We start from the raw sequence: 19,082 nt of genomic DNA on the forward strand, positions 1-19,082 counted from the left end.
CCTCACCGCCCCTGGCGCTTGAGCAGGGCGTCGAGGCGGGGGTAGACGGCGCGGGCGTTGTGCTCCCGGATCGCGGCGAGGTCCACTTCGGACAGTTTCGCGGCCTCGACGTACCGGCGGGTGTCGTCGAAGTAGTGGCCGGTGCGCGGGTCGACGTCGCGGACCGCGCCGATCATCTCCGAGGCGAACAGGATGTTCTTCGCCGGGACGACGTCGAACAGGAGGTCCGAACCGGGCTGGTGGTAGACGCAGGTGTCGAAGAAGACGTTGCCCAGCAGGTGTTCTTCGAGCGGCGGTTTCTTCAGCGCCATCGCCAGGCCGCGGAACCGGCCCCAGTGGTAGGGCACCGCGCCGCCGCCGTGCGGGATCACCAGCCGCAGGGTGGGGAAGTCCGCGAACAAGTCACCCTGCAGCAGCTGCATGAACGCCGTGGTGTCGGCGTTGAGGTAGTGCGCGCCGGTGGTGTGGAACGCGGGGTTCACGCTCGTGCTGACGTGGACCATCGCCGGGATGTCGTACTCGACCATCTTTTCGTAGACGGGGTACCACGACCGGTCCGTGAGCGGCGGCGCCGTCCAGTGCCCGCCGGAGGGGTCCGGGTTGAGGTTCAGCGCGACGGCGCCGTACTCCTCGACGCACCGCGTCAGCTCCGGGACGCAGGTCGCCGGGTCGACGCCGGGGGACTGCGGGAGCATCGCGGCCGGCGCGAACCGTTCCGGGTAGAGCGCGCTGACGCGGTAGCAGAGCTCGTTGCAGATCGCGGCCCACTCCGACGACGTCGTGAAGTCCCCGACGTGGTGGGCCATGAACGACGCGCGGGGCGAGAAGATGGTCAGGTCGATGCCGCGTTCGTCCATCAGGCGCAGCTGGTTCGGCTCGATCGTCTCGCGCAGCTCGTCGTCGCTGATCCGCAGGTCGGCGCGCGCCGGGGCGGGGCCGCCGGACAGGGCCGCGACCTGCCGGTCACGCCACGCGGCCAGCGCGGGAGGTGCGGTGGTGTAGTGCCCGTGGCAGTCGATGAGCATGCTTGCACCCTAATCGTCGATGAAATTGTTGACAATATCTACGACGAAAAGTTCTTCGGGGCGGGAGGGTGACTCAGCCGAGGTCGAGCAGGGGGGCGGCCATGCGGTCGACGTAGTCGCCGAGCGCCGCGCGGTCCGCCGCGGTCAGGGCCTTCGTGCCCACTTTCCCGCGCAGCACGGCGATCCCGGTGATCACCGCGGCCAGCAGCTCGGCGCGCAGCTCGCGGTCCGGCCCGCTCAGGCGCGGGGCCAGCTGCTCGTCGAACGCCCGCTCGATCCGCTCGCGGACCACGGCCCGGATCATGTCGTCGTTCGCCGCCGTCACCAGGCCGGAAAGGTGGCTCGGCTGCTCCGCGCCGACGTCCAGCGCGCGCTCCAGCAGGGCACGCGGGAGGTCCTTCAGGGGGACGTCCGCCGCCATGGTGTCGGCCGTGTCCAGGCCGCGGCCCGCCGCCTCGGCGAACAGCTTCTCCTTCGAGCCGAAGTAGCGGTAGACCAGCGCCTGGTTCACCCCGGCCAGCGCGGCGACGTCCCGGGTGCTCGTGCCCTCGACGCCGTGCTCGCCCAGCAGCGTCCGGGCCGCGGTCAGCAGCGCCTCCCGGGTGGCGGCCGCGTCCCGGCGGCGGGCGCGAGGTGCCGCGGTGTCCATCGCCGATCTCCGTTCGTTGAGGGCTTCCGCAGTGTAGACCAGCGCAAACACCCTGTGAGGGTGATCACCGCGCGGTTAAGTAGTCACTCGTTGACTTGGCTTCCGGCACCTGGCTACCGTGTAAGTCGTCAGTTGACTACAAAGGAGATCCCCGTGTCCGACACCCTGACCGCCCCGGCGCCCGCGCGTCCCGGCCGGCGCGCGGAGTCGCATCCGACGGCGGTGCTGCTGGTGCTGGCGCTGTCGACGTTCGCGATCGTCGTCATGCAGAGCATGGTCATGCCCATCCTGTCCGGGCTCGCGCAGTCGCTGAACGTCTCGATGGCCGACGTCTCGTGGGTCGTGACCGTCAACATGCTCTCGGCCGCGGTGTTCACGCCGGTGCTCGGCTCGCTCGGCGACAAGCTGGGCCGCAAGCGCGTCCTCATGGCGACGCTCGCGCTGACCACGCTCGGCTCGGTGCTGGTGGCCGTGTCGACGTCGATGGGGGTCGTGCTGGCCGGGCGCGCCCTGCAGGGCATGGGCTTCGCCGCGATGCCGCTGGCCATCGGGATCGTCCGGTCGATCTTCCCGCCGGACCGCGTGCCCTCGAGCATCGCGCTGCTGAGCGCGCTGACCGGCATCGGCGCGGGCGCGGGCCTGCTCGTGTCCGGGCTGCTGGTGCAGGCGGGCGTCTCCGCGCAGGGCATGTTCTGGATCTCGGCCGCCGTCACCGCGCTCGGCCTGCTCGGCACGGCCGTGCTGATCCGGCTGCCGGAAACCGCGGGCAAGTTCTACGTCGACGTCCTCGGGCTGCTGACGCTCGCCGGCGGCCTGGTCTGCCTGATCCTCGGCATCAACCGCGGGCCGGCCTGGGGCTGGGGTTCGGGGACCGTGCTCGGCCTGTTCGCCGGTGCGGTGGTGCTGCTGGTCGCGTGGGTGGTCGTCGAGCGGCGCGTGCGTGAGCCGCTGGTCGACATCGCGATGATGCGCACGCCGGTCGTGCTGGGCACCAACATCGCCACCTTCCTCACCGGCGCCGGCATGTACGGCGCGTTCATCCTGGTGATCCAGTTCGTCCAGACGCCGGGCAAGTTCGGCTACGGCTTCGGGTCCGACGCGCTCGGCGCCGGCCTGACGCTGCTGCCGCTGACCGCGGGCACCCTGCTCGCCGCCGGCGCGGTGTCGATGCTGATCCGCCGCGTCGGGCCGAAGTGGCCGATGGTGCTCGGCACGGTCGTCGCGACCGCGACGTTCGCCTTCCTGCTGGCCTTCCACACCGAGCACTGGCACTTCTACGTCGCGACCGGCCTGCTCGGCCTCGGGCTCGGGCTGGCGTTCGGCGCGATCCCGACGTTGCTCAACAGCGGCGTCACGCCCGAGCAGACGAGCGTCGCCAACAGCGTCAACCAGACGCTGCGCTCGATCGGCGGGTCCATCGGCACGGCGGTGGCGTCGGCGATCCTGGCCGCGACCCTGCTGCCGGGCCTCCCCCTGCCCACGGTCGGCGCGTACACCACCGCGTTCACCGTGTCCGGCGCGATCTGCGTCCTCGCGGTCGCCGCCGCCGTGTTCGTCCCGTACCGACACCGTGCTACCGAAAAGGAGTCTCGATGACGAGGGCCTATCCCTTCAGTGAGCCGGAAAAGCTGGACATCGAGCCGCTGTTCGGGAAGCTGCGCACCGAAGAGCCGCTCAGCCGCGTGACCATGCCCTACGGCGAACCGGCCTGGCTGGCGACGCGCTACGAGGACGTCAAGGTTGTCCTCGGCGACCCGCGCTTCAGCCGTGCGGCCGCGACCGGGCGCGACGAGCCGCGGCTGCGCCCGCACCTGCCGCCGCCGGGCAACATCCTCAGCCTCGACCCGCCGGACCACAGCCGGCTGCGGCGGCTGGTGATGAAGGCGTTCACCATGCGCCGGATCGACGCGCTGCGGACGCGGGCGCAGGAGATCGCCGACGGGCTCGTCGACACGATGCTCACAGAGGGCCCGCCCGCCGATCTGGTCGAGGCCTTCGCGCTGCCGTTCCCGGTGACGGTGATCTGCGAGCTGCTGGGCGTCCCGTTCGAGGACCGCGGCGACTTCCGCGTCTGGTCCGACGCGTTCCTCTCGACGACGAAGTTCACGCCGGACGAAGTCCTCGACGCGATGACGAAGCTGCACGAGTACATGGCGGGCCTGATCGCCCTGCGCCGCGAGACGCCGCACGACGACCTGCTCGGCGCCCTGGTCGTGGCCCGTGACGAAGACGACCGGCTCTCGGAGGAGGAACTGCTGTCGCTGGCGCAGACGCTGCTGGTGGCCGGGCACGAGACGACGGCGTCCCAGATCCCGAACTTCGTCTACGCGCTGCTCACGCACCCGGACCAGCTGGCGCTGCTGCGCGCCGACCTGAGCCTGGTGCCGAAGGCGGTCGAGGAGCTGATGCGGTTCGTCCCGCTCGGCACCGGCGCCGGCATCGCGCGCTACGCGCTGGAGGACGTCGAACTGGGTGGCGTGACCGTGCGGGCGGGGGAGCCGGTGCTGCCCGCGCTGGCCTCGGCCAACCGCGACGACGCGGTGTACGCCGACCCGGAGGTCCTGGACCTGCTGCGCGGGGAGGCCACGCACATCGGCTTCGGGCACGGCGCCCACCACTGCCTGGGCGCACCCCTGGCCCGGATGGAACTGCAGGTGGCGCTGGAAACGCTGCTGCGGCGGCTGCCGGAGCTGCGCCTGGCCGACGGCGAGTCCGGCATCGGCTGGAAGAAGGGCCTGTCGACCCGCGGCCCGCTGCAGCTGCCGCTCGCCTGGGGCTGAGCGGCCGTCCCGCACCCGGCCTCGTGCCGGGTGCGGGACCTCGGCTCAGCGCACCTTCGTGAGCGGGATGCGCTGGAACACCACGGTTTCGTACGGTCCGGCGGTGCCCGTCTCGTAGAGCAGCCCGGCGGTGAGCGGGTCGGCCTGCACGAGGTCGGAGTACGCGGCGGGCCCGCTGGTCAGCGTCCGGCCCGGGGTCCAGGTGCGCCCGCGGTCGGTGCTCAGCCGCAGCTGCATCACCGTGCGCGTCGCGGGGTCGGACGGGCCGGAGTACAGCAGCAGCCACGGGATCGTCGTCTGCAGCACACTGCCCTCGGTCTTCGTCCCGGACACCGACGGCTGCACCCGGTACGGCCGCACGAGCGTCTTCCCGCCGTCCACGCTGTAACCGTCGACGCGGTGCTCGGCCGCGGAACCCTGGTTGCGGCTGGAGAAGTAGAGCGTGCCGTCGGACAGCTCGGTCATCGACGTCTCGTTCGCGGCGATGACGCCGTCGGTGCGGTCGTCGGTGAAGCCGATGTGCCAGGTGCGGCCGTTGTCGTCGCTGTAGAGGTCGTGGCCGCCGTAGTACTTCGCCTCGGTGCCGACGTCGGCGGAACCGGCCGGCGGGGAGCTGGAGTGGTTGGCGGGCACCACGATCCGGCCCGCGTGGGGGCCGTGCCGCAGCAGCGTGGCGTGCCCGGGACCGGTGGCGTACCACCGCCAGCCGGGCAGCTTCGTGTCCGCGGTGATGTCGCGCGCGGCGCTCCAGGTGCGGCCGTTGTCGGTGCTGCGCTGGACGAACACGCGGCGGGTGTCCTGGTCGGACGCCTGGCCGGACATGATCTGCTTCTCCGACACGAGTCCGTTGTGGACGGTCAGCAGCACCAGGTCGCCGTTGCGGGCCACCACCGGCGTGGGGTTGCCCGCGGTGGCGTCGCCGTTGGTGGTGACCACGGAGAGCGGACCCCAGGTGCACCCGCCGTCGCGGGAGCTGCGCGACACCGTCTGGATGGCGCCGGAGTCGCCGGCCGAGTCGCGCCGGCCTTCGGCGAACGCCACCAGTGAGCCGTTCGCGGCGCGCACGACCGCGGGGATGCGGAAGGTGTCGTAACCCTCGGTGCCGGAGGTGAACGGCACCGAGGACGAGCATCCCCCGGTGGCGGCCGAGGCCGCGGGGGTGAAGGGCAGCCAGACCATGGCCGCGGCCAGCAGAATCGTGCCGAATCTGCGTTTCGGTGTCACCGGTTCCGCCTCCTCGCTGAGGGGATGGGATGGTAGGACATGGGATGTCCGACGTCCTATGTCCGACAACCTAGGGAGCCGGTGCGCGGTTCGTCAAGGACTGTGTCGACGCGGGCAATGACGGCGGACTGCTGACCGGCTTCACCGAGTCGCTCGTGCCCCGGGTGGGCACCGGCGACAACCTGACCTGGACGTCGCTGGTGCGGTACCTGGCCTTTCCCTGCCGCACCGCGGGCCGGCACGACGAGGCGGCGGGCGACGGCCGGCAAGTGGCCGTCGACCTGCTCTTCGCGCTGCTGGACGAATTCCTCGAGCAGCGCTCGGCGGCGATCTTCGACGAGTACCTGACCTGGCGCCGCGCCCAGTCCTGGTACCGCGGCTGAGGCGGGCGGTACGGTGACGCGATGGCTTGCCGCATCAGCGAAATCGTCATCGACGCCCGCGACCCCGAGCGGCTCGCGAAGTTCTGGGCGGACGTGCTCGGCTACGTCGAGATCGGCCGCGAACCGGACGGCATCGAGATCGGCCCGCCCGGCACCGGCTTCGGCGGACCGCAGCCGACCCTCGTCTTCGACATCAGCGACCGGGCCGAGCCGGCGACGCGCGTGAAGCTGCCGCTGCACCTGGACGTCAGCGCCACCGACCGCGACCAGGGGGCCGAGCTGCGGCGCCTGCTGGAGCTGGGCGCGCGGCACGCGGACATCGGGCAGACCGGCGAGGAGAGCTGGTACGTGCTGCAGGACCCGGAGGGCAACGAGTTCTGCCTGCTGCGCAGCCGGGTCGACCCGGTGCCGTGATTCTCGGGCGGGCTTTGCTTCGACGGTGAGTGCCCGGCGGTTGTCTTGGTCGCGCGGCCGGTGCGGTGAGTGAGCTGCTGTTACCGATCGCGGGCGCTGCCTGGGTGCTCGCTCGTTGTTGTGGTGGTCGGATTGAGCTGGCGCTGTCGGTCGGGTGTGCGCCGCTTCGATTCACTCCGCGCGAGGGGGTGCTGGGTAGTTGTCGCGGCCGGGTGCGGTGAGCGAGTTGCTGTTCGAGTGCTGTTGCCGATCGCGGGTGCAGTCTGGGGTGCTCGCTCGTCGCCGCGGCGGTCGGATCGAGCTGGCGCTGTCGGTCGGGTGTGCGCCGCTTTCATTCACTCCGGGCGAAGGCGGCTGCCCGGGCGCTCGGTCGTTGACACGGTGCTGTGAGCGCCGACCCGGTTTTGTGCCCCTCAGGCACGCACGGCTTCGGCCCTCTCCGGGCGCGGGCGGCAGCGTTTGCGTGGCCGGGGCTGTGAGCGTCGACCCGGCCGCTGGTCAGGCGTGTACCTCTTCGAGGTGCTCCGGCTGCAGCCGGTTGAGGTCCGGGCGGGTCAGGCGGGGCCGGCCGCCCGCGTGCTCGGTGGTCGCCGCTGCTGCCGCTACCGCCAAGCGCGCCGCCGTCTCGAAGGGGCGCCTGCGGGTCAGGGCCGCGGTGAGGGTCGCGACCAGGGCGTCGCCGGCGCCGGTGGTGTCGACGACCTCGGTCGCCACGTTCGGGACGAACCAGGTGCCGTCCGGTCCGGCGAAGAGGTTGCCGCGGCCCGACACCTCGAGCACGACCAGGGACGGCCCGCGCCGGCGCAGGTCGGCTGCCGCGTCGGCGGCCGTTTCGATGTCCGCCACCGGCTGGCCGGCCAGCAGGTCGGCGCGGACGACGTCGGCGAGGGCGAGCAGCTCCGGGTCCTCCGGGGCGCCGTCCAGCACGACGCGGGTGCCCGCGGTGTGCGCCAGCCGCGCGGCCAGCAACACCGCCGGTGCGGGCTGCTGCAGCTGGACGATCAGGGAGCAGGCGGCCGAGATCGGCGCGGCGGCGGCGAAGACGTCGGTCTCGGTCACCAGCGTCGCCGCCGGGATGTGCTCTAGGTAGCGGCGGCGGCCGTGCTCGTCGACGACGTCGACGATCAGCGCCGTCTCGGCGCCGCGCCGGCGGACCACGTGCGTGGTGCCGATGCGGTCGGCCCGCGCCCGCGCTCGCAGGGCGTCGCCGACGAGGTCCTCGCCGACCACGCCGACCAGCGACACCGACGTGCCCAGCTGGCTCAGGGCCACCGCCTGGTTGCCGCCCTTCCCGCCGAGCACCTCCTGCCGCTGCTGCACTTCGGCCGACGCCCCCGCGTCGGGCGCGTCCGGGACTTCGACCACCAGGTCGCGTGCGACCTGGCCGACGACCACGACTTCGCTGGGCATGAACGGCCTCCTCGGCTCGGAGGTCGGCTACCCCGCGCCGCGAGCAAGGCAAACCGCACGTTCGGGTAGGTGAACCCCGGCTCAGCCGGCCTCGAGCAGCTTCACCGCGACGTCCCGTGCCTGGGCGTAGGGGTTCTCGAAGACGTGCATCCCGTCGCTGACGAGCGCGCCTTCGTGCAGCAGCATTAGGGCACGGGCGGTCGAGACGGAGCCGGCGGCGATCGTCGTGAACAGGTCGAGCATCCACGCCTTCTGCGCCACGATCACCCGGTAGGCGGGGTGTGCCGGGTCGCTGATCTCGGCGTGGGCGTTGATCATGCTGCAGCCCTTCCCGCTGTTCGCGGCGGACCACTGGGCCGAAGCCTCGAACACCGCGCGGAGCCGGGCGGCGGGGTCGTCACCCGCCGCGTCCAGCAGCGGGGCGAGGAACGCGCGCCACCGGGCGTCCCGCTCGCGGAGGTACTCGACGACGAGCCGCTCCTTCGAGCCGAACCGGTCGTAGAGGGTCTTCTTCGTGACGCCGGCGCGTTCGGCGATCAGGTCGACGCCGACCGCGTGGATGCCGCGCGCGTAGAAGAGCTCCTCCGCCGCCGCCAGCACCGCGCGTGCCTTGGGGGTCCACTCGATCACCGCGTCCATGCCGCCGACTATACCGATCGGTGTAGTCTCGGGCCAATGAGTAAACAGATCGGTATACCGTCGGCGACGCTCGGGCTGAGCGCCCTGTTCGTCCTGTGCTGGTCCTCCGGCTTCATCGGGGCGAAGCTCGGGGCCGCGGACGCGCCGGTCGCGACCGTCCTGATGTGGCGGTTCGTGCCGCTGGCGCTGCTGCTCCTGCCGGCGCTGCGCCGGGCGGGCACCGCCGGGCTCGGGCGGCAGATCGCGGTCGGGCTGCTCTCGCAGTCGGGGTACCTGCTGACCGTCTACTGGGCCATCGGCCTGGGGGTCAGCACCGGCACGACGGCGCTGGTCGACGGCATCCAGCCGCTCGTCGTCGCGGCGCTCGCCGGCCCGCTGCTGGGGGTCGCCGTCAGCGGACGGCAATGGCTCGGCCTGGGCCTCGGCCTGTCCGGCGTCGTGCTGGTGACCTGGTCGGACGCGACGTCCGGCCGCGACACCCCGCTGTGGGCCTACCTGGTGCCGTTCGCCGGGATGTGCTGCCTGGTCGCGGCGACCTTCCTCGACCGGCGCACCCGGGTTCGCCCGTCACCGTGGCAGGCCGTCGCGATCCACTGCGCCACGTCGGCCGTCGTCTTCACGGTCCTGGCGGTGGCCACCGGCGCCGCGCTCCCGCCGGCGTCCGGCCGGTTCTGGCTCGCGATGGCGTGGCTGATCGTCTTCTCCACCCTCGGCGGGTACGGGCTGTACTGGCTCCTCCTGGACCGCGCCGGAGTCACCGGCGTGAACACGCTGATGTTCCTGGTCCCGTCGGCCACCACGATCTGGGGTGCGCTGATGTTCGGGGAACCGTTCGGCCCCTGGACGGTCACCGGGCTCGCGCTGGCGCTCGCCGCCACCTGGCTCGTCGCCCGGACGCCGAAGCGGGCCGGCCTCAGGGACGTGACCACGCGGAGTTCGGGGGACGGGACCACCTCGACGGCGCCGGCGCGCTCCGGCGCGGCCGCCGTTTCGCCGCCGGTTCGGCGTAGCGGTCCAGCAGGGCGCTGAGCCGGTCGCCGTCACACTGGCGGCGGATGAGCCGCTCGCCGCGGTCCGCCAGGGCTTCGAGGGTGAAGTCCGCGACCGCGCGCGGCGACGGCCGGATCTCCCCGGCCAGCGTCGCGACCACGTGCAGGGACCCGGATCCGCCGCCGGCCGCGTTCAGCTGCCAGCCGTCGCGGCGGTCCCAGGTCAGGAGCAGGTGCTTCGCGGGACCGTCGGCCGGGCGGCCGGCGAAGCGGATCTGCCCGTACAGCGGGTCGGCGGGCTCGACGGCGGCGTCTTCGGCGAGCAGCCCGAGTTCGGTCGCGACGGCGCGCAGATACGGGATGAGGGCGTTTTCGTTCGGCGGTTCGGTGGTCACGGTTCACCTGCCTGGTTTTCGACGACGTCCCTCGGTTACCCGATTTTCGCGCGGTCACGCCTGATCCGGTCATTTCCCCCAAGTCCATGCCTCTGTTCGTGCGATTATCACGGTGGCGAGTGTGAAGGGCCGCGGGGCTGGGAAATCCATGACGTCCACTCGAACCTGGGGGTTGAGAACGTGATACTCGAAAGCTTCGAATTCGACGCGAGCCCGTTGAAGATCAGACAGGTGCGATCGTGGGCGCGCGAGCAGCTGGCCGCGGCCGGTGATTTGCCGGAAGAAGCGATCACGGACATCGTGCTGATCGTGAACGAACTGGCCACCAACGCCGTCCGGCACGCCGCGGGGCCGGTGCGGGCCCGCCTGGTGCGGTCCGACGCCACGATCTGGGTCGGCGTCGAAGACGCGGGCGGGGCCGCCTGGTTCGACCCGGCCGCACCCGTCTCCGCCCCGCTGGGCACCGGGCTGACGCTGGTCGCGGCGTGCTCCCGCCGCCGTGGCCACTTCCACCGGGGCGACGGCGGCCGGACGGTGTGGGCTGAGATCCCCGTCGGGACGCGCTGACCTAAAGGTAGGAACTCTGCGCTGTCAAGAGTGGCGACGAATCCTGTCTCACGATGGTCCTGTTTGACGTATCCACCCCGTTCAGGAGCCTGAACTGGGGGTGCTTCGGGTATCCCGCCGCGAGGTGGTCCGGGCTATATTCATCAGATGTCTGCCCGCTGACCCTGCCGGAGAACCCCGATGCGAATCGCCACCGTCGTCGCGCACCTGGTCACCGCCACCGCCGTTGTCGCGGCTGTCGGCGCCACCCCCGGAAGACCCCCGGACGTCCTGTACGCCGCCCCTTCCGGGCACGGCTCCGCCTGCAGCTCCTCCGCCCCCTGCGACCTGTCCACGGCCCGTGACCGGGTCCGCGGGCTCGTCGCGCACGCCCGCGGCGACGTCGTGGTCGAGCTGCGCGGCGGCACCTACTCGCTGACCACGCCGTTGCGCCTCGGCGTGCGGGACTCCGGCTCGCCGGGCCACCGCGTCGTCTACCGGGCGGCCCCCGGGCAGACCCCGGTCTTCAGCGGCGCGCGGAAGATCACCGGCTTCCGCAAGACGGACGCCGCCAAGAACATCTACCGCGCCCCGGTGCCGAAGGGGACCGCGAGCCGCGAGCTGTTCGTCGACGGCTTCCGCGCGCAACGGGCCCGCACCGCCCAGGACCCGGGCGGGTTCTCGGTGTCCGCCACCGGGTTCACCACCGCCGACGCGTCCTACACGTCCTGGACGAACGCGCCCGGCGTCGAGGTCGTGGCCAACAACGGCTGGAAGCAGCTGCGCTGCCCGCTGGCCTCGATCACGCCCGGCGCCTCGGGCGGGTCGGCGCTGACCGTCGACCCCGGGTGCTGGAACAACAACCACGACTCGGTCCCCAACCCGAGCTTTCCCTTCAACGGCGCGGGCCTGCCGTCGCTCGACCGCGTGACCTGGCTCGAGAACGCCTACCAGCTGCTCGGCACGCCCGGCCAGTTCTACCTCGACAGTGCGGCCGGCTACCTCTACTACGTGCCCCGGCCCGGCGAGGACCTGGCCAAGGCCGACGTCGAACTGCCCGTCGCGCCGGAGCTGCTCGACCTCGCCGGCACCCCCGGGCACCTCGCGCCGCTCAACGACACCGACTGGCGCGCGACCTACACCGGCACCTGGAACTACTCGAGCGGCCGGCACCTGGGTGACCTCGGCGCCGACGTGCACTACACCCAGAACAACGGGGACGCTTTCGGTTACACCTTCACCGGCACCGGAATCCAGGTGCTGACCGAAACGAACGCGGACGAAGGCGACATGGACGTCTACGTCGACGGCGTCAAAAAGCAGACGGTGTCGGCGAAGAGCACCGAACGGCTCGCGCAGCAGGCCGTCGTCTCGGTCACCGGGCTCACCAAGGGGAAGCACACGGTCCGCGTGGTCAAGGCCGGCGGCGACTACCTGCTGATCGACGCCTTCACCGTCATTCCCGACGTCGTCGCGCCGGTGCACGACATCGCCTTCGAGGGCATCACCTTCGCCTACACGACCTGGACCGCGCCGAGCACCGCCGGCTACATCGACAACCAGGCCGGGATCCTCTGGGACCCGGCCACCCGCACCCCGACCCGGATCCCGGCCGCCGTGCAGGTGCACCGCGGCGCGCGGATCGCCTTCACCGGCGTCACCGTGCAGCACACCGGGACCAGCGGCATCGACCTCGCCGACCAGACCCACGACGCCACCGTCTCCGGCAGCTCGATCACCGACATCGGCGGCAGCGGGGTCGCCGTGGGCGAGGTCGACGACTACTACCAGACCCAGCCCGCGCTGATGACCAGCGGCAACACCGTCTCCGGCAACGTCGTGCAGCGGCCGGGGCAGGAGTACCAGGACGCGGTCGGCGTCTGGGTGGGCCACAGCCGCGGGACCACGTTGTCCCACAACGACATCGGCTACACGCCGTACTCGGGTGTGTCGATCGGGTGGGGCTGGGGCTGGGCGTCGAGCTGCGCGCTGCAAGCCAAGCAGGGCCTCGACGACCCGTGCCTGCACGGCACGACCTACACCGGGGACAACCACGTCGTCGGCAACCACGTGCACAGCGTGATGGGCGTGCTCTTCGACGGCGGCCCGGTCTACACGCTCGGCGGCCAGGCGTCGCCGTCCGAGTTCGTCGGCAACGTGCTCGGCGAGTGCATCAACGGCTGCAACATGATCTACCACGACGAGGGCAGCTCGCTCTGGAACACCCACGACAACGTGGTGGAGTTCAGCAACGGCTCGCTGTGGCTGAACCTGTGGACACCGACCATCCACGACGACTCGATCCACGGGAACTTCACCGACACCGACCGCTACAACAACAGCGGCACGGACATCGACCTCACGCCGTCCACTGTGGTCACCGACGGCCGCTGGCCGCCCGCGGCCCAGGCGATCATCGACGCGGCCGGGCCGCACCTCCCGCCCGCCCGGGTGCTCGACGACGACGACCTGCGGATCTCCTACACCGGGAGCTGGTCCTCGAGCGGCTCGCGCACCTACGGCGACCTCGAAAACGGGGTGCACTACACCCAGCAGGACGGTGCCTCCGCGTCGATCACCTTCACCGGGACCGGGATCAGCCTCCTCACCGAGACGAATTCCGACGAAGGGGATATCGGCGTCACGCTCGACGGTGCCGACAAGGGAACCGTCAGCGCGAACACCGCCCAGCGGCAGGCCCAGTACCCCGTTTATGCGGTGACCGGGCTCGCCGCCGGGCGGCACACGCTGACCGTTTCCAAGAAGAGCGGAACCTATTTCCTGGTGGACGGCTTCCGCGTCAAATAGCGGTTCAGCGGTTCAGCAGCCGCAGGTCGACCGCGTCGGCCATGGCCTGCATGCCGGCTTCGTTCGGGTGGAGGTGATCCCCCGAGTCGAAGCCGGCTCGCAGGGCCGCCGGATCGGAGGGGTCTTGCAGCGCCTGGTCGAAGTCGGCGACGCCGTCGAACTGCCCGCCGGTGCGGATCCAGGCGTTCGCCGCCTGGCGGATCGCTTCGGCGGAATCGCTGTAGTAGCCGGCACCCTTGTCCGGCAACAGGGTTCCGCCGAGGATCCGCACCCCGGCGGCGTGCGCCTGGCGGATCAGCTCGCGGTAACCGTCGATCAGCTGCTGCGCGGTCAGCGGGACACCGCCGGGGCCGGCGTTGTTGCCGATGTCGTTGATGCCCTCCATGAGGATCACCGTCCGCACGCCGGGCTGCGCCAGCGCGTCGTGGGCGAACCGCTTGAGGGCGCTGACGCCCTGCCAGATGTTCGGCACGTCGGTCAGCACCCGGTTGCCGCCGATCCCGGCGTCGACCACGGCGCTCGGGTGCGGTCCGGCGAGCCGGCGGGCGAGGTCGTCGGGCCAGCGGTGGTACACACTCGCCGGGGTGTTGTAACCGTCGGTGATGGAGTCGCCGAACGCGACGACGGTGCCGCGGGCGGCGGGGGCGACGACGTCCAAACCGGACAGGTAGTACCAGGAAGTCGTGGCGGCGACGTAGTTCCCGTCTTCGGCGTCGGCAGTGTGGTCGCCCGGCTTCGACAGGTAGGAGACGTCGAACGCGTCGGAGTGCCAGGTCGCCGAACTGGTCGCCTGGGGCAGGTACAGGCTCACGAGCAGGTTCTGCTCGGCGCGCACGGACAGCGGCACCGGATCGCTGACGACCTCCTGGCCCGCCGGGATCGTAAGCGCTTTCTTGTGCGAGAACGTCACCGTGCGCTGGGAGCCGTCGGTAGCGGTCGCTCGGTCGGCCTGCAGCGCGACGCTCACCGCGCCGACGGCGAGGGGAGTGGTGCCGCGCAGGTTGGACAGGTGCACGCGTAGTCCGTCACCGCCGACGCTGGGGTGGGCGACCATCCGCAGCGTCTGGTCGGTGAAGTTCGGGCCGCCGATCGTCATGCTCGGCGACCAGGCGGAAACCCGCTGAGCTGCCGAGGAATCCGGTGCGGCAACAGCGGTGTTCGTGCTGCCCGAAATCAGGGAAACGATTGTCGCGGCGGCCAGCAATGCCTTTTGTGGAATCACGGGAATCACCTTCTTCGGTGGGGAGGAAAACAGTATTGCCTCAGGTTGCCGGAAATAGCCAGAGTGCGTTGGGCGGGACCGGTTCGTGCCCGGCTCGGCCGCGACGTAGAGTTCCGGGAGACGGCCGGGAACCGGCCCACGGTGCAGGGTGACGGAGGGCTCGTGGCCGGTTCCGACGACGACGCGTTCTTCGCCGACGGCGACGTCGGTGAAGACCTGGCCGCGGTCGACTGGGCGGCGACCCCGCTCGGGCCGCCGTCGGAGTGGCCGCAGAGCCTCCAGACCGCGGTGGACATCCTCGTGTCGTCCCGGTTCTCGATGTGGATGGCCTGGGGCCCGGAGCTGACGTTCTTCTGCAACGCCGCCTACCGCCGCGACACCCTGGGCCGCAAGTACCCGTGGGCCCTCGGGCGGCCGGCGAGCGAGGTGTGGGCCGAGATCTGGGACGACATCGGCCCGCGGATCGCCACCGTGCTCTCCACCGCGCGGGCGACCTGGGACGAAGGCCTGCTGCTCTACCTGGAGCGCTCCGGCTACCCGGAGGAGTCGTACCACACGTTCTCCTACAGCCCGCTGCGCGACGACGACGGCGTCGTCGTCGGGATGCTGTGCGTGGTCCGCGAGGACACCGACCGGGTCATCGCGGACCGCCGGATGACCACCCTGCGCGACCTGGGCTCGGACCCGACCGTCGTGCGCACCGAGCGGCAGATGCTGGCCTTCGCCGGCCGCCAGCTCGCCCGCAACCTGCGGGACCTGCCCTTCACGGTCACCTACCTCTTCGGCGAGGACGGGCTCGCCCGGCGGGCGGGGTCCACCGGGATCGCCGCCGGGCACCCGGCCGCCCCGGCCACGCTCGCCGCCGGTGACGCCGACGCGGTGTGGCCCGCGGCGGGACCGGCCGCCGGCGAGTCCGTGCTCGTCGACCTCGGCGGCGCGGCGTTCGCGGACCTGCCGGCCGGGGACTGGCCGGAGCCGCCGACCCAGGCGCTGCTGGTGCCGCTGGTGCAGCAGGGTGGCGCGCCCTACGGGTTCCTGGTGGCCGGGCTGAACCGCTACCGCACGCTGGACGAGGCCTACCGCGGGTTCGTGGACCTGGTCGCCGGGCACCTCGCGGCCGGGATCGGCGGGGCCCGCAGCTTCCACGCCCAGCAACGGCGCGCCGAGGAGCTGGCCGAGCTCGACCGCGCCAAGACGGCGTTCTTCTCCAACATCAGCCACGAGTTCCGCACCCCGCTGACCCTGATCATGGGACCGCTGGACGAGCTGCGTTCCCGCGTCGGGGCCGCCGACGAGCGCACCGGCCGGGAGCTGGAAGTCATCCACCGCAACGGGTTGCGGCTGGGCAAGCTGGTCAACACCCTGCTCGACGTCTCCCGCCTCGAGGCCGGGCGCATGCAGGCCCGGTTCGAGCCGGTGGACCTGGCCGAGGTCACCGCCGAGCTCGCCGGGGTGTTCCGCTCCGCCATCGACAAGGCCGGGCTGCGGCTCGACGTCGAGTGCCCGCCGCTGGGCGGGCCCGTGCACCTCGACCGGGGCCTGTGGGAGAAGGTGATCTTCAACCTGCTGTCCAACGCGCTGAAGTTCACCTTCGAGGGCGCCATCACCGTCACCACCCGGGCGGACGGCGACCAGGCGGCCGTCACCGTCGCGGACACCGGCATCGGCGTGCCCGAAGGGGAGCTGCCCCGGCTGTTCCAGCGGTTCCACCGCATCGAGAACGCCCGCGCCCGCTCCACCGAAGGCAGCGGCATCGGGCTGGCGCTGGCCCAGGAGATCGTCGACCTGCACGGCGGCACGATCACCGCGCACAGCGTCGAGGGTGAGGGCACCACCTTCACCATCCGGCTGCCCTTCGGCTCCGCCCACCTGCCCGCGGAGTCGCTGATCCCGGCCGGCGGCCACGCCACGGCCCCGGACGCCGCCGCCTACGTGCAGGAAGCCCTGCGCTGGCTGCCCAGCGCGCCGAGCACCCCCGGCGCCGGTCCCGAGCCGGCCCCCTCGGCGCCGACGCGCGTGCTCGTCGCCGACGACAACGCCGACATGCGCGAGTACCTGACCCGGCTGCTGAGCGACGCCGGCTACCAGGTCGACGCGGTCACCGACGGCCAGGAGGCACTGGAAGCCGCGCGGACGACGGCGTTCGACCTCGTCGTCAGCGACGTCATGATGCCCCGGCTGGGCGGGCTCGAGCTGGTCGCGGCGCTGCGCGAGGACCCGCGCACGGCGTCCGTGCCCGCCTTACTGCTGTCCGCGCGGGCCGGGGAGGAAGCCTCGATCGAGGGCCTGCGCGCCGGCGCCGACGACTACCTGATCAAGCCGTTCGCCGCGGCCGAGCTCCTCGCGCGGGTCCGGGCGAACGTCGAGCTGGCGCGGCTGCGCACGCACCAGGCCCGCTGGCGCAGCGCGCTGGTCGACTCGCTGCAGGAGGCGTTCTTCGTCTGCGACGCCGACGGCGCGGTCATCGAGATCAACGCCGCCTTCACCGACATCCTCGGCTACCGCACCGACGGGCTGCCGTACCACCCGGTCCACCCCTGGTGGCCGGACCCCGCCGCCGATCCCGAGGGCTACCGGGCGGTCGACGAGGCGTTCGCCACCCTGCTCGGGCGGAGCCACGGCACCTACACGATCCCCGTCACCCACCTCGACGGCCACCGGCTGTGGGTCCGGGCCGCCTTCAGCCAGGCCCAGGACCCGGACACCGGCAACGCCGTGATCGTCGGCACCTTCCGCGACGTGACCGCCGAGCACTACGCGATCCAGCGGGACGGCGCCCTGGCGTCGATGAGCACCCGGCTGGCCCAGGCGACCACGCTGACGGACGCGATGACCAGCGCGCTGAGCGAGCTGAAGGACCTCTGGCGGGCCGAAGCCGTCACCGCCGCGGTGTTCGGCACCGGCGACGAGCCCACGCGGACCTACGGCGACGCGCCCGTCACCGACGAGCAGCGCCGCGTCCTCGGCGAGCTGCGGCACGGACCGCTGCTGGCCCCGGTCTCCGGGCACACGTGGTCCGGGACCGTGCTCGAACACCCCCACGGGCGGCTGGCGCTGCTGATCACCCTCGGCGACCGGCGCCCGTTCACCGACGAGGACGGGCTGCTCCTGTCGCTGCTCGCCGGCCACATCGGGCCGAGCCTGAGCCGCGCCCACCAGATCGACCAGCAGCGCGAGACCGCCGTCGCCCTGCAGCGGGCCATCCTCGGCCCCGCCGACCTGCCCACCGGGTTCGCCGTCCGCTACGAGCCCGCCACCCGGCCCCTGGAGGTCGGCGGCGACTGGTACGACACCGTGACGCTGGCCGACGGGCGCATCGGCATCGTGGTCGGCGACTGCGTCGGCCGCGGCCTGAACGCGGCCGCCGTGATGGGGCAGCTGCGCAGTGCGTGCCGCGCGCTCCTGCTGCAGGACCCGCGCCCGGCCCAGACCCTGATGGCCCTCGACCGGTTCGCGGCCAAGCTCGACGGCGCGCTCTGCACCACCGTCTTCTGCGGTGTGCTCGACCCGGGGACCGGGCAGCTGACCTACAGCACCGCCGGGCACCCGCCGGGGATCCTGGCCCTCTCGGACGGGACGACGCTCCTGCTCGAAGGCGGCCGGTCGGTGCCGCTCGGCGTCCGCCCCGGGCGCCCGCGCCCCGAAGCGGAGCACACCATCCCCGCCCGCGCGACCCTGCTGCTGTACACCGACGGACTGGTCGAGCGCCGAAGACGCTCGCTGGACGAAGGCATCGAACGGGCCGGGCGCGTCCTGCACGACGGCCGGGTGGACCCGGTCGAAGACCTGGCGGGCCAGCTGATGAGCAGCCTGAGCCCGGCCGCGGGGTACGACGACGACGTCGCCCTGCTGCTCTACCGCCACCCCGGGCCGCTGGAGGTGAGCTTCCCGGCCGAGGCGGGCGAGCTCGGCCACGTCCGGCGGACGCTGCGCACCTGGCTCGGCCAGTGCCAGCTGGACGCCCAGCAGGCCCAGAACATCCTGGTCGCGGCGGGCGAGGCCTGCGCCAACGCCGTCGAGCACGGCCACCGCGACACCCCGGGCGACCTCGTCCGCCTCCGCGCCGAAGCCTTCGCCGACCGCCTGCGCCTCACGGTCGCGGACACCGGCCGGTGGAAGAACGCCGACGTGGTCCCGGATTCCCACCGCGGCCACGGGATCACGTTCATGCGGGCGATGATGCAGGAGGTCACCATCAACACCGGCGCCGCCGGGACCACCGTCGACATGCAGACCAGGATCGTGTGATGACCACTGCGCTTTCCCTTGTCCACCAGGAACGTCCCGACGGCACGAGGCTGCTGGCGGCGAGCGGTGAGATCGACATCAGCAACGCGGCCGACCTCGCGAAGGCGCTCCAGGGGGCCCTCGAAAGGACGACTGCCCGGCTCACGCTCGACCTGACGGCGGTCGAATACCTGGACAGCGCGGGCATCGCGGTGCTGTTCGACCACGCCGACCACCTCGAGCTGGTGGCGACGCCGTTGCTGATGCCGGTCCTGACGGTGTCCGGCCTCGGCGACCTGACGACGATCCGCGAAGGCGGCGCCTGAGCGACGGCCGGGCCGACCCCCACGTCCGGCCCGGCCGCGCGATCC

Annotated in this window: 16 protein-coding genes; 9 read left to right on the plus strand and 7 right to left on the minus strand. The window is 72.0% G+C overall.

What is annotated here, in order from left to right; all coding sequences use genetic code 11:
• Window positions 1–2: 2 nt before the first annotated feature.
• The gene (locus ACIOD2_RS35655; RefSeq protein ID WP_400548360.1) at window positions 3–1,025 is read right to left on the minus strand and encodes an amidohydrolase family protein; all 1,023 of its coding nucleotides are present in this window, start codon (window positions 1,023–1,025) and stop codon (window positions 3–5) included.
• A 73-nt stretch (window positions 1,026–1,098) separates the two neighbouring features.
• The gene (locus tag ACIOD2_RS35660; RefSeq protein WP_400548363.1) at window positions 1,099–1,674 is read right to left on the minus strand and encodes a TetR/AcrR family transcriptional regulator; all 576 of its coding nucleotides are present in this window, start codon (window positions 1,672–1,674) and stop codon (window positions 1,099–1,101) included.
• 153 nt (window positions 1,675–1,827) lie between these two features.
• On the opposite strand from ACIOD2_RS35660, the gene ACIOD2_RS35665 reads away from it, so the two are divergent.
• Window positions 1,828–3,270 carry an MFS transporter gene (locus tag ACIOD2_RS35665; RefSeq protein WP_400548366.1) on the plus strand — a complete coding sequence of 481 codons (1,443 nt, stop codon included), beginning with the start codon at window positions 1,828–1,830 and terminating at the stop codon, window positions 3,268–3,270.
• A complete protein-coding gene (locus ACIOD2_RS35670) occupies window positions 3,267–4,454 on the plus strand; it encodes a cytochrome P450 (protein WP_400548369.1) in 1,188 nt (395 codons plus the stop codon). The genes ACIOD2_RS35665 and ACIOD2_RS35670 overlap by 4 nt, the downstream gene beginning before the upstream one ends.
• Before the next feature lie 45 nt (window positions 4,455–4,499).
• Here the strand turns inward: ACIOD2_RS35670 and ACIOD2_RS35675 are convergent, their stop codons facing one another.
• Window positions 4,500–5,678 (minus strand): exo-alpha-sialidase, encoded by a 1,179-nt coding sequence (locus tag ACIOD2_RS35675; protein ID WP_400548372.1) that lies wholly within the window; start codon window positions 5,676–5,678, stop codon window positions 4,500–4,502.
• Between the two features lie 155 nt (window positions 5,679–5,833).
• Here ACIOD2_RS35675 and ACIOD2_RS35680 point away from each other — a divergent pair, with 155 nt between their 5' ends.
• Both ACIOD2_RS35680 and ACIOD2_RS35685 read left to right on the plus strand, forming a co-directional pair.
• Complete coding sequence (locus ACIOD2_RS35680) at window positions 5,834–6,061, plus strand: hypothetical protein (protein ID WP_400548375.1); 228 nt, start codon at window positions 5,834–5,836, stop codon at window positions 6,059–6,061.
• A gap of 21 nt (window positions 6,062–6,082) precedes the next feature.
• Window positions 6,083–6,475 (plus strand): VOC family protein, encoded by a 393-nt coding sequence (locus ACIOD2_RS35685; protein WP_400548378.1) that lies wholly within the window; start codon window positions 6,083–6,085, stop codon window positions 6,473–6,475.
• Window positions 6,476–6,973: 498 nt separating this feature from the next.
• On the opposite strand, the gene ACIOD2_RS35690 is transcribed toward ACIOD2_RS35685, so the two are convergent.
• Both ACIOD2_RS35690 and ACIOD2_RS35695 read right to left on the minus strand, forming a co-directional pair.
• Entirely contained in the window at window positions 6,974–7,885 is a 912-nt protein-coding gene (locus tag ACIOD2_RS35690; RefSeq protein ID WP_400548381.1) for a PfkB family carbohydrate kinase, read from the minus strand.
• A gap of 81 nt (window positions 7,886–7,966) precedes the next feature.
• Complete coding sequence (locus ACIOD2_RS35695; protein ID WP_400548384.1) at window positions 7,967–8,524, minus strand: TetR/AcrR family transcriptional regulator; 558 nt, start codon at window positions 8,522–8,524, stop codon at window positions 7,967–7,969.
• A 36-nt stretch (window positions 8,525–8,560) separates the two neighbouring features.
• Between ACIOD2_RS35695 and ACIOD2_RS35700 the strand changes: the two genes are divergently transcribed.
• Window positions 8,561–9,553: a DMT family transporter gene (locus tag ACIOD2_RS35700; RefSeq protein ID WP_400548387.1), complete on the plus strand. Its 993-nt coding sequence runs from the start codon at window positions 8,561–8,563 to the stop codon at window positions 9,551–9,553.
• On the opposite strand, the gene ACIOD2_RS35705 is transcribed toward ACIOD2_RS35700, so the two are convergent.
• Window positions 9,438–9,908: a DUF6292 family protein gene (locus ACIOD2_RS35705; RefSeq protein WP_400548390.1), complete on the minus strand. Its 471-nt coding sequence runs from the start codon at window positions 9,906–9,908 to the stop codon at window positions 9,438–9,440. The two genes, ACIOD2_RS35700 and ACIOD2_RS35705, sit on opposite strands and share 116 nt — an antisense overlap.
• Window positions 9,909–10,088: 180 nt before the next feature.
• Between ACIOD2_RS35705 and ACIOD2_RS35710 the strand changes: the two genes are divergently transcribed.
• Both ACIOD2_RS35710 and ACIOD2_RS35715 read left to right on the plus strand, forming a co-directional pair.
• On the plus strand, window positions 10,089–10,475 hold the full coding sequence (locus ACIOD2_RS35710) for an ATP-binding protein (RefSeq protein ID WP_400548393.1): 387 nt from the start codon (window positions 10,089–10,091) through the stop codon (window positions 10,473–10,475).
• A gap of 180 nt (window positions 10,476–10,655) precedes the next feature.
• Window positions 10,656–13,262, plus strand: coding sequence for a hypothetical protein (locus tag ACIOD2_RS35715; RefSeq protein WP_400548396.1), 2,607 nt, complete (start codon window positions 10,656–10,658; stop codon window positions 13,260–13,262).
• A gap of 4 nt (window positions 13,263–13,266) precedes the next feature.
• Here the strand turns inward: ACIOD2_RS35715 and ACIOD2_RS35720 are convergent, their stop codons facing one another.
• Window positions 13,267–14,484 (minus strand): SGNH/GDSL hydrolase family protein, encoded by a 1,218-nt coding sequence (locus ACIOD2_RS35720; protein WP_400548399.1) that lies wholly within the window; start codon window positions 14,482–14,484, stop codon window positions 13,267–13,269.
• Window positions 14,485–14,646: 162 nt separating this feature from the next.
• Here ACIOD2_RS35720 and ACIOD2_RS35725 point away from each other — a divergent pair, with 162 nt between their 5' ends.
• Window positions 14,647–18,732, plus strand: a complete 4,086-nt coding sequence (locus tag ACIOD2_RS35725; RefSeq protein ID WP_400548402.1) for a SpoIIE family protein phosphatase — start codon at window positions 14,647–14,649, stop codon at window positions 18,730–18,732.
• Entirely contained in the window at window positions 18,732–19,037 is a 306-nt protein-coding gene (locus tag ACIOD2_RS35730) for an STAS domain-containing protein (protein WP_400548405.1), read from the plus strand. Before ACIOD2_RS35725 ends, ACIOD2_RS35730 begins: the two co-directional genes overlap by 1 nt.
• The last annotated feature ends 45 nt before the right edge of the window (window positions 19,038–19,082 follow it).

The organism is Amycolatopsis sp. NPDC088138 (assembly GCF_044741685.1).
Classification (GTDB): Bacteria; Actinomycetota; Actinomycetes; order Mycobacteriales; family Pseudonocardiaceae; genus Amycolatopsis.

What these genes read in the sequence shown, in the direction of transcription:
- ACIOD2_RS35730 (WP_400548405.1), top strand. Translation starts at nt 18,732, where the DNA reads ATGACCACTGCGCTTTCCCTTGTCCACCAGGAACGTCCCGACGGCACG.
- ACIOD2_RS35670 (WP_400548369.1), top strand. Translation starts at nt 3,267, where the DNA reads ATGACGAGGGCCTATCCCTTCAGTGAGCCGGAAAAGCTGGACATCGAG.
- ACIOD2_RS35655 (WP_400548360.1), bottom strand. Translation starts at nt 1,025, where the DNA reads ATGCTCATCGACTGCCACGGGCACTACACCACCGCACCTCCCGCGCTG.
- ACIOD2_RS35685 (WP_400548378.1), top strand. Translation starts at nt 6,083, where the DNA reads ATGGCTTGCCGCATCAGCGAAATCGTCATCGACGCCCGCGACCCCGAG.
- ACIOD2_RS35715 (WP_400548396.1), top strand. Translation starts at nt 10,656, where the DNA reads ATGCGAATCGCCACCGTCGTCGCGCACCTGGTCACCGCCACCGCCGTT.
- ACIOD2_RS35695 (WP_400548384.1), bottom strand. Translation starts at nt 8,524, where the DNA reads ATGGACGCGGTGATCGAGTGGACCCCCAAGGCACGCGCGGTGCTGGCG.
- ACIOD2_RS35690 (WP_400548381.1), bottom strand. Translation starts at nt 7,885, where the DNA reads ATGCCCAGCGAAGTCGTGGTCGTCGGCCAGGTCGCACGCGACCTGGTG.
- ACIOD2_RS35660 (WP_400548363.1), bottom strand. Translation starts at nt 1,674, where the DNA reads ATGGACACCGCGGCACCTCGCGCCCGCCGCCGGGACGCGGCCGCCACC.
- ACIOD2_RS35700 (WP_400548387.1), top strand. Translation starts at nt 8,561, where the DNA reads ATGAGTAAACAGATCGGTATACCGTCGGCGACGCTCGGGCTGAGCGCC.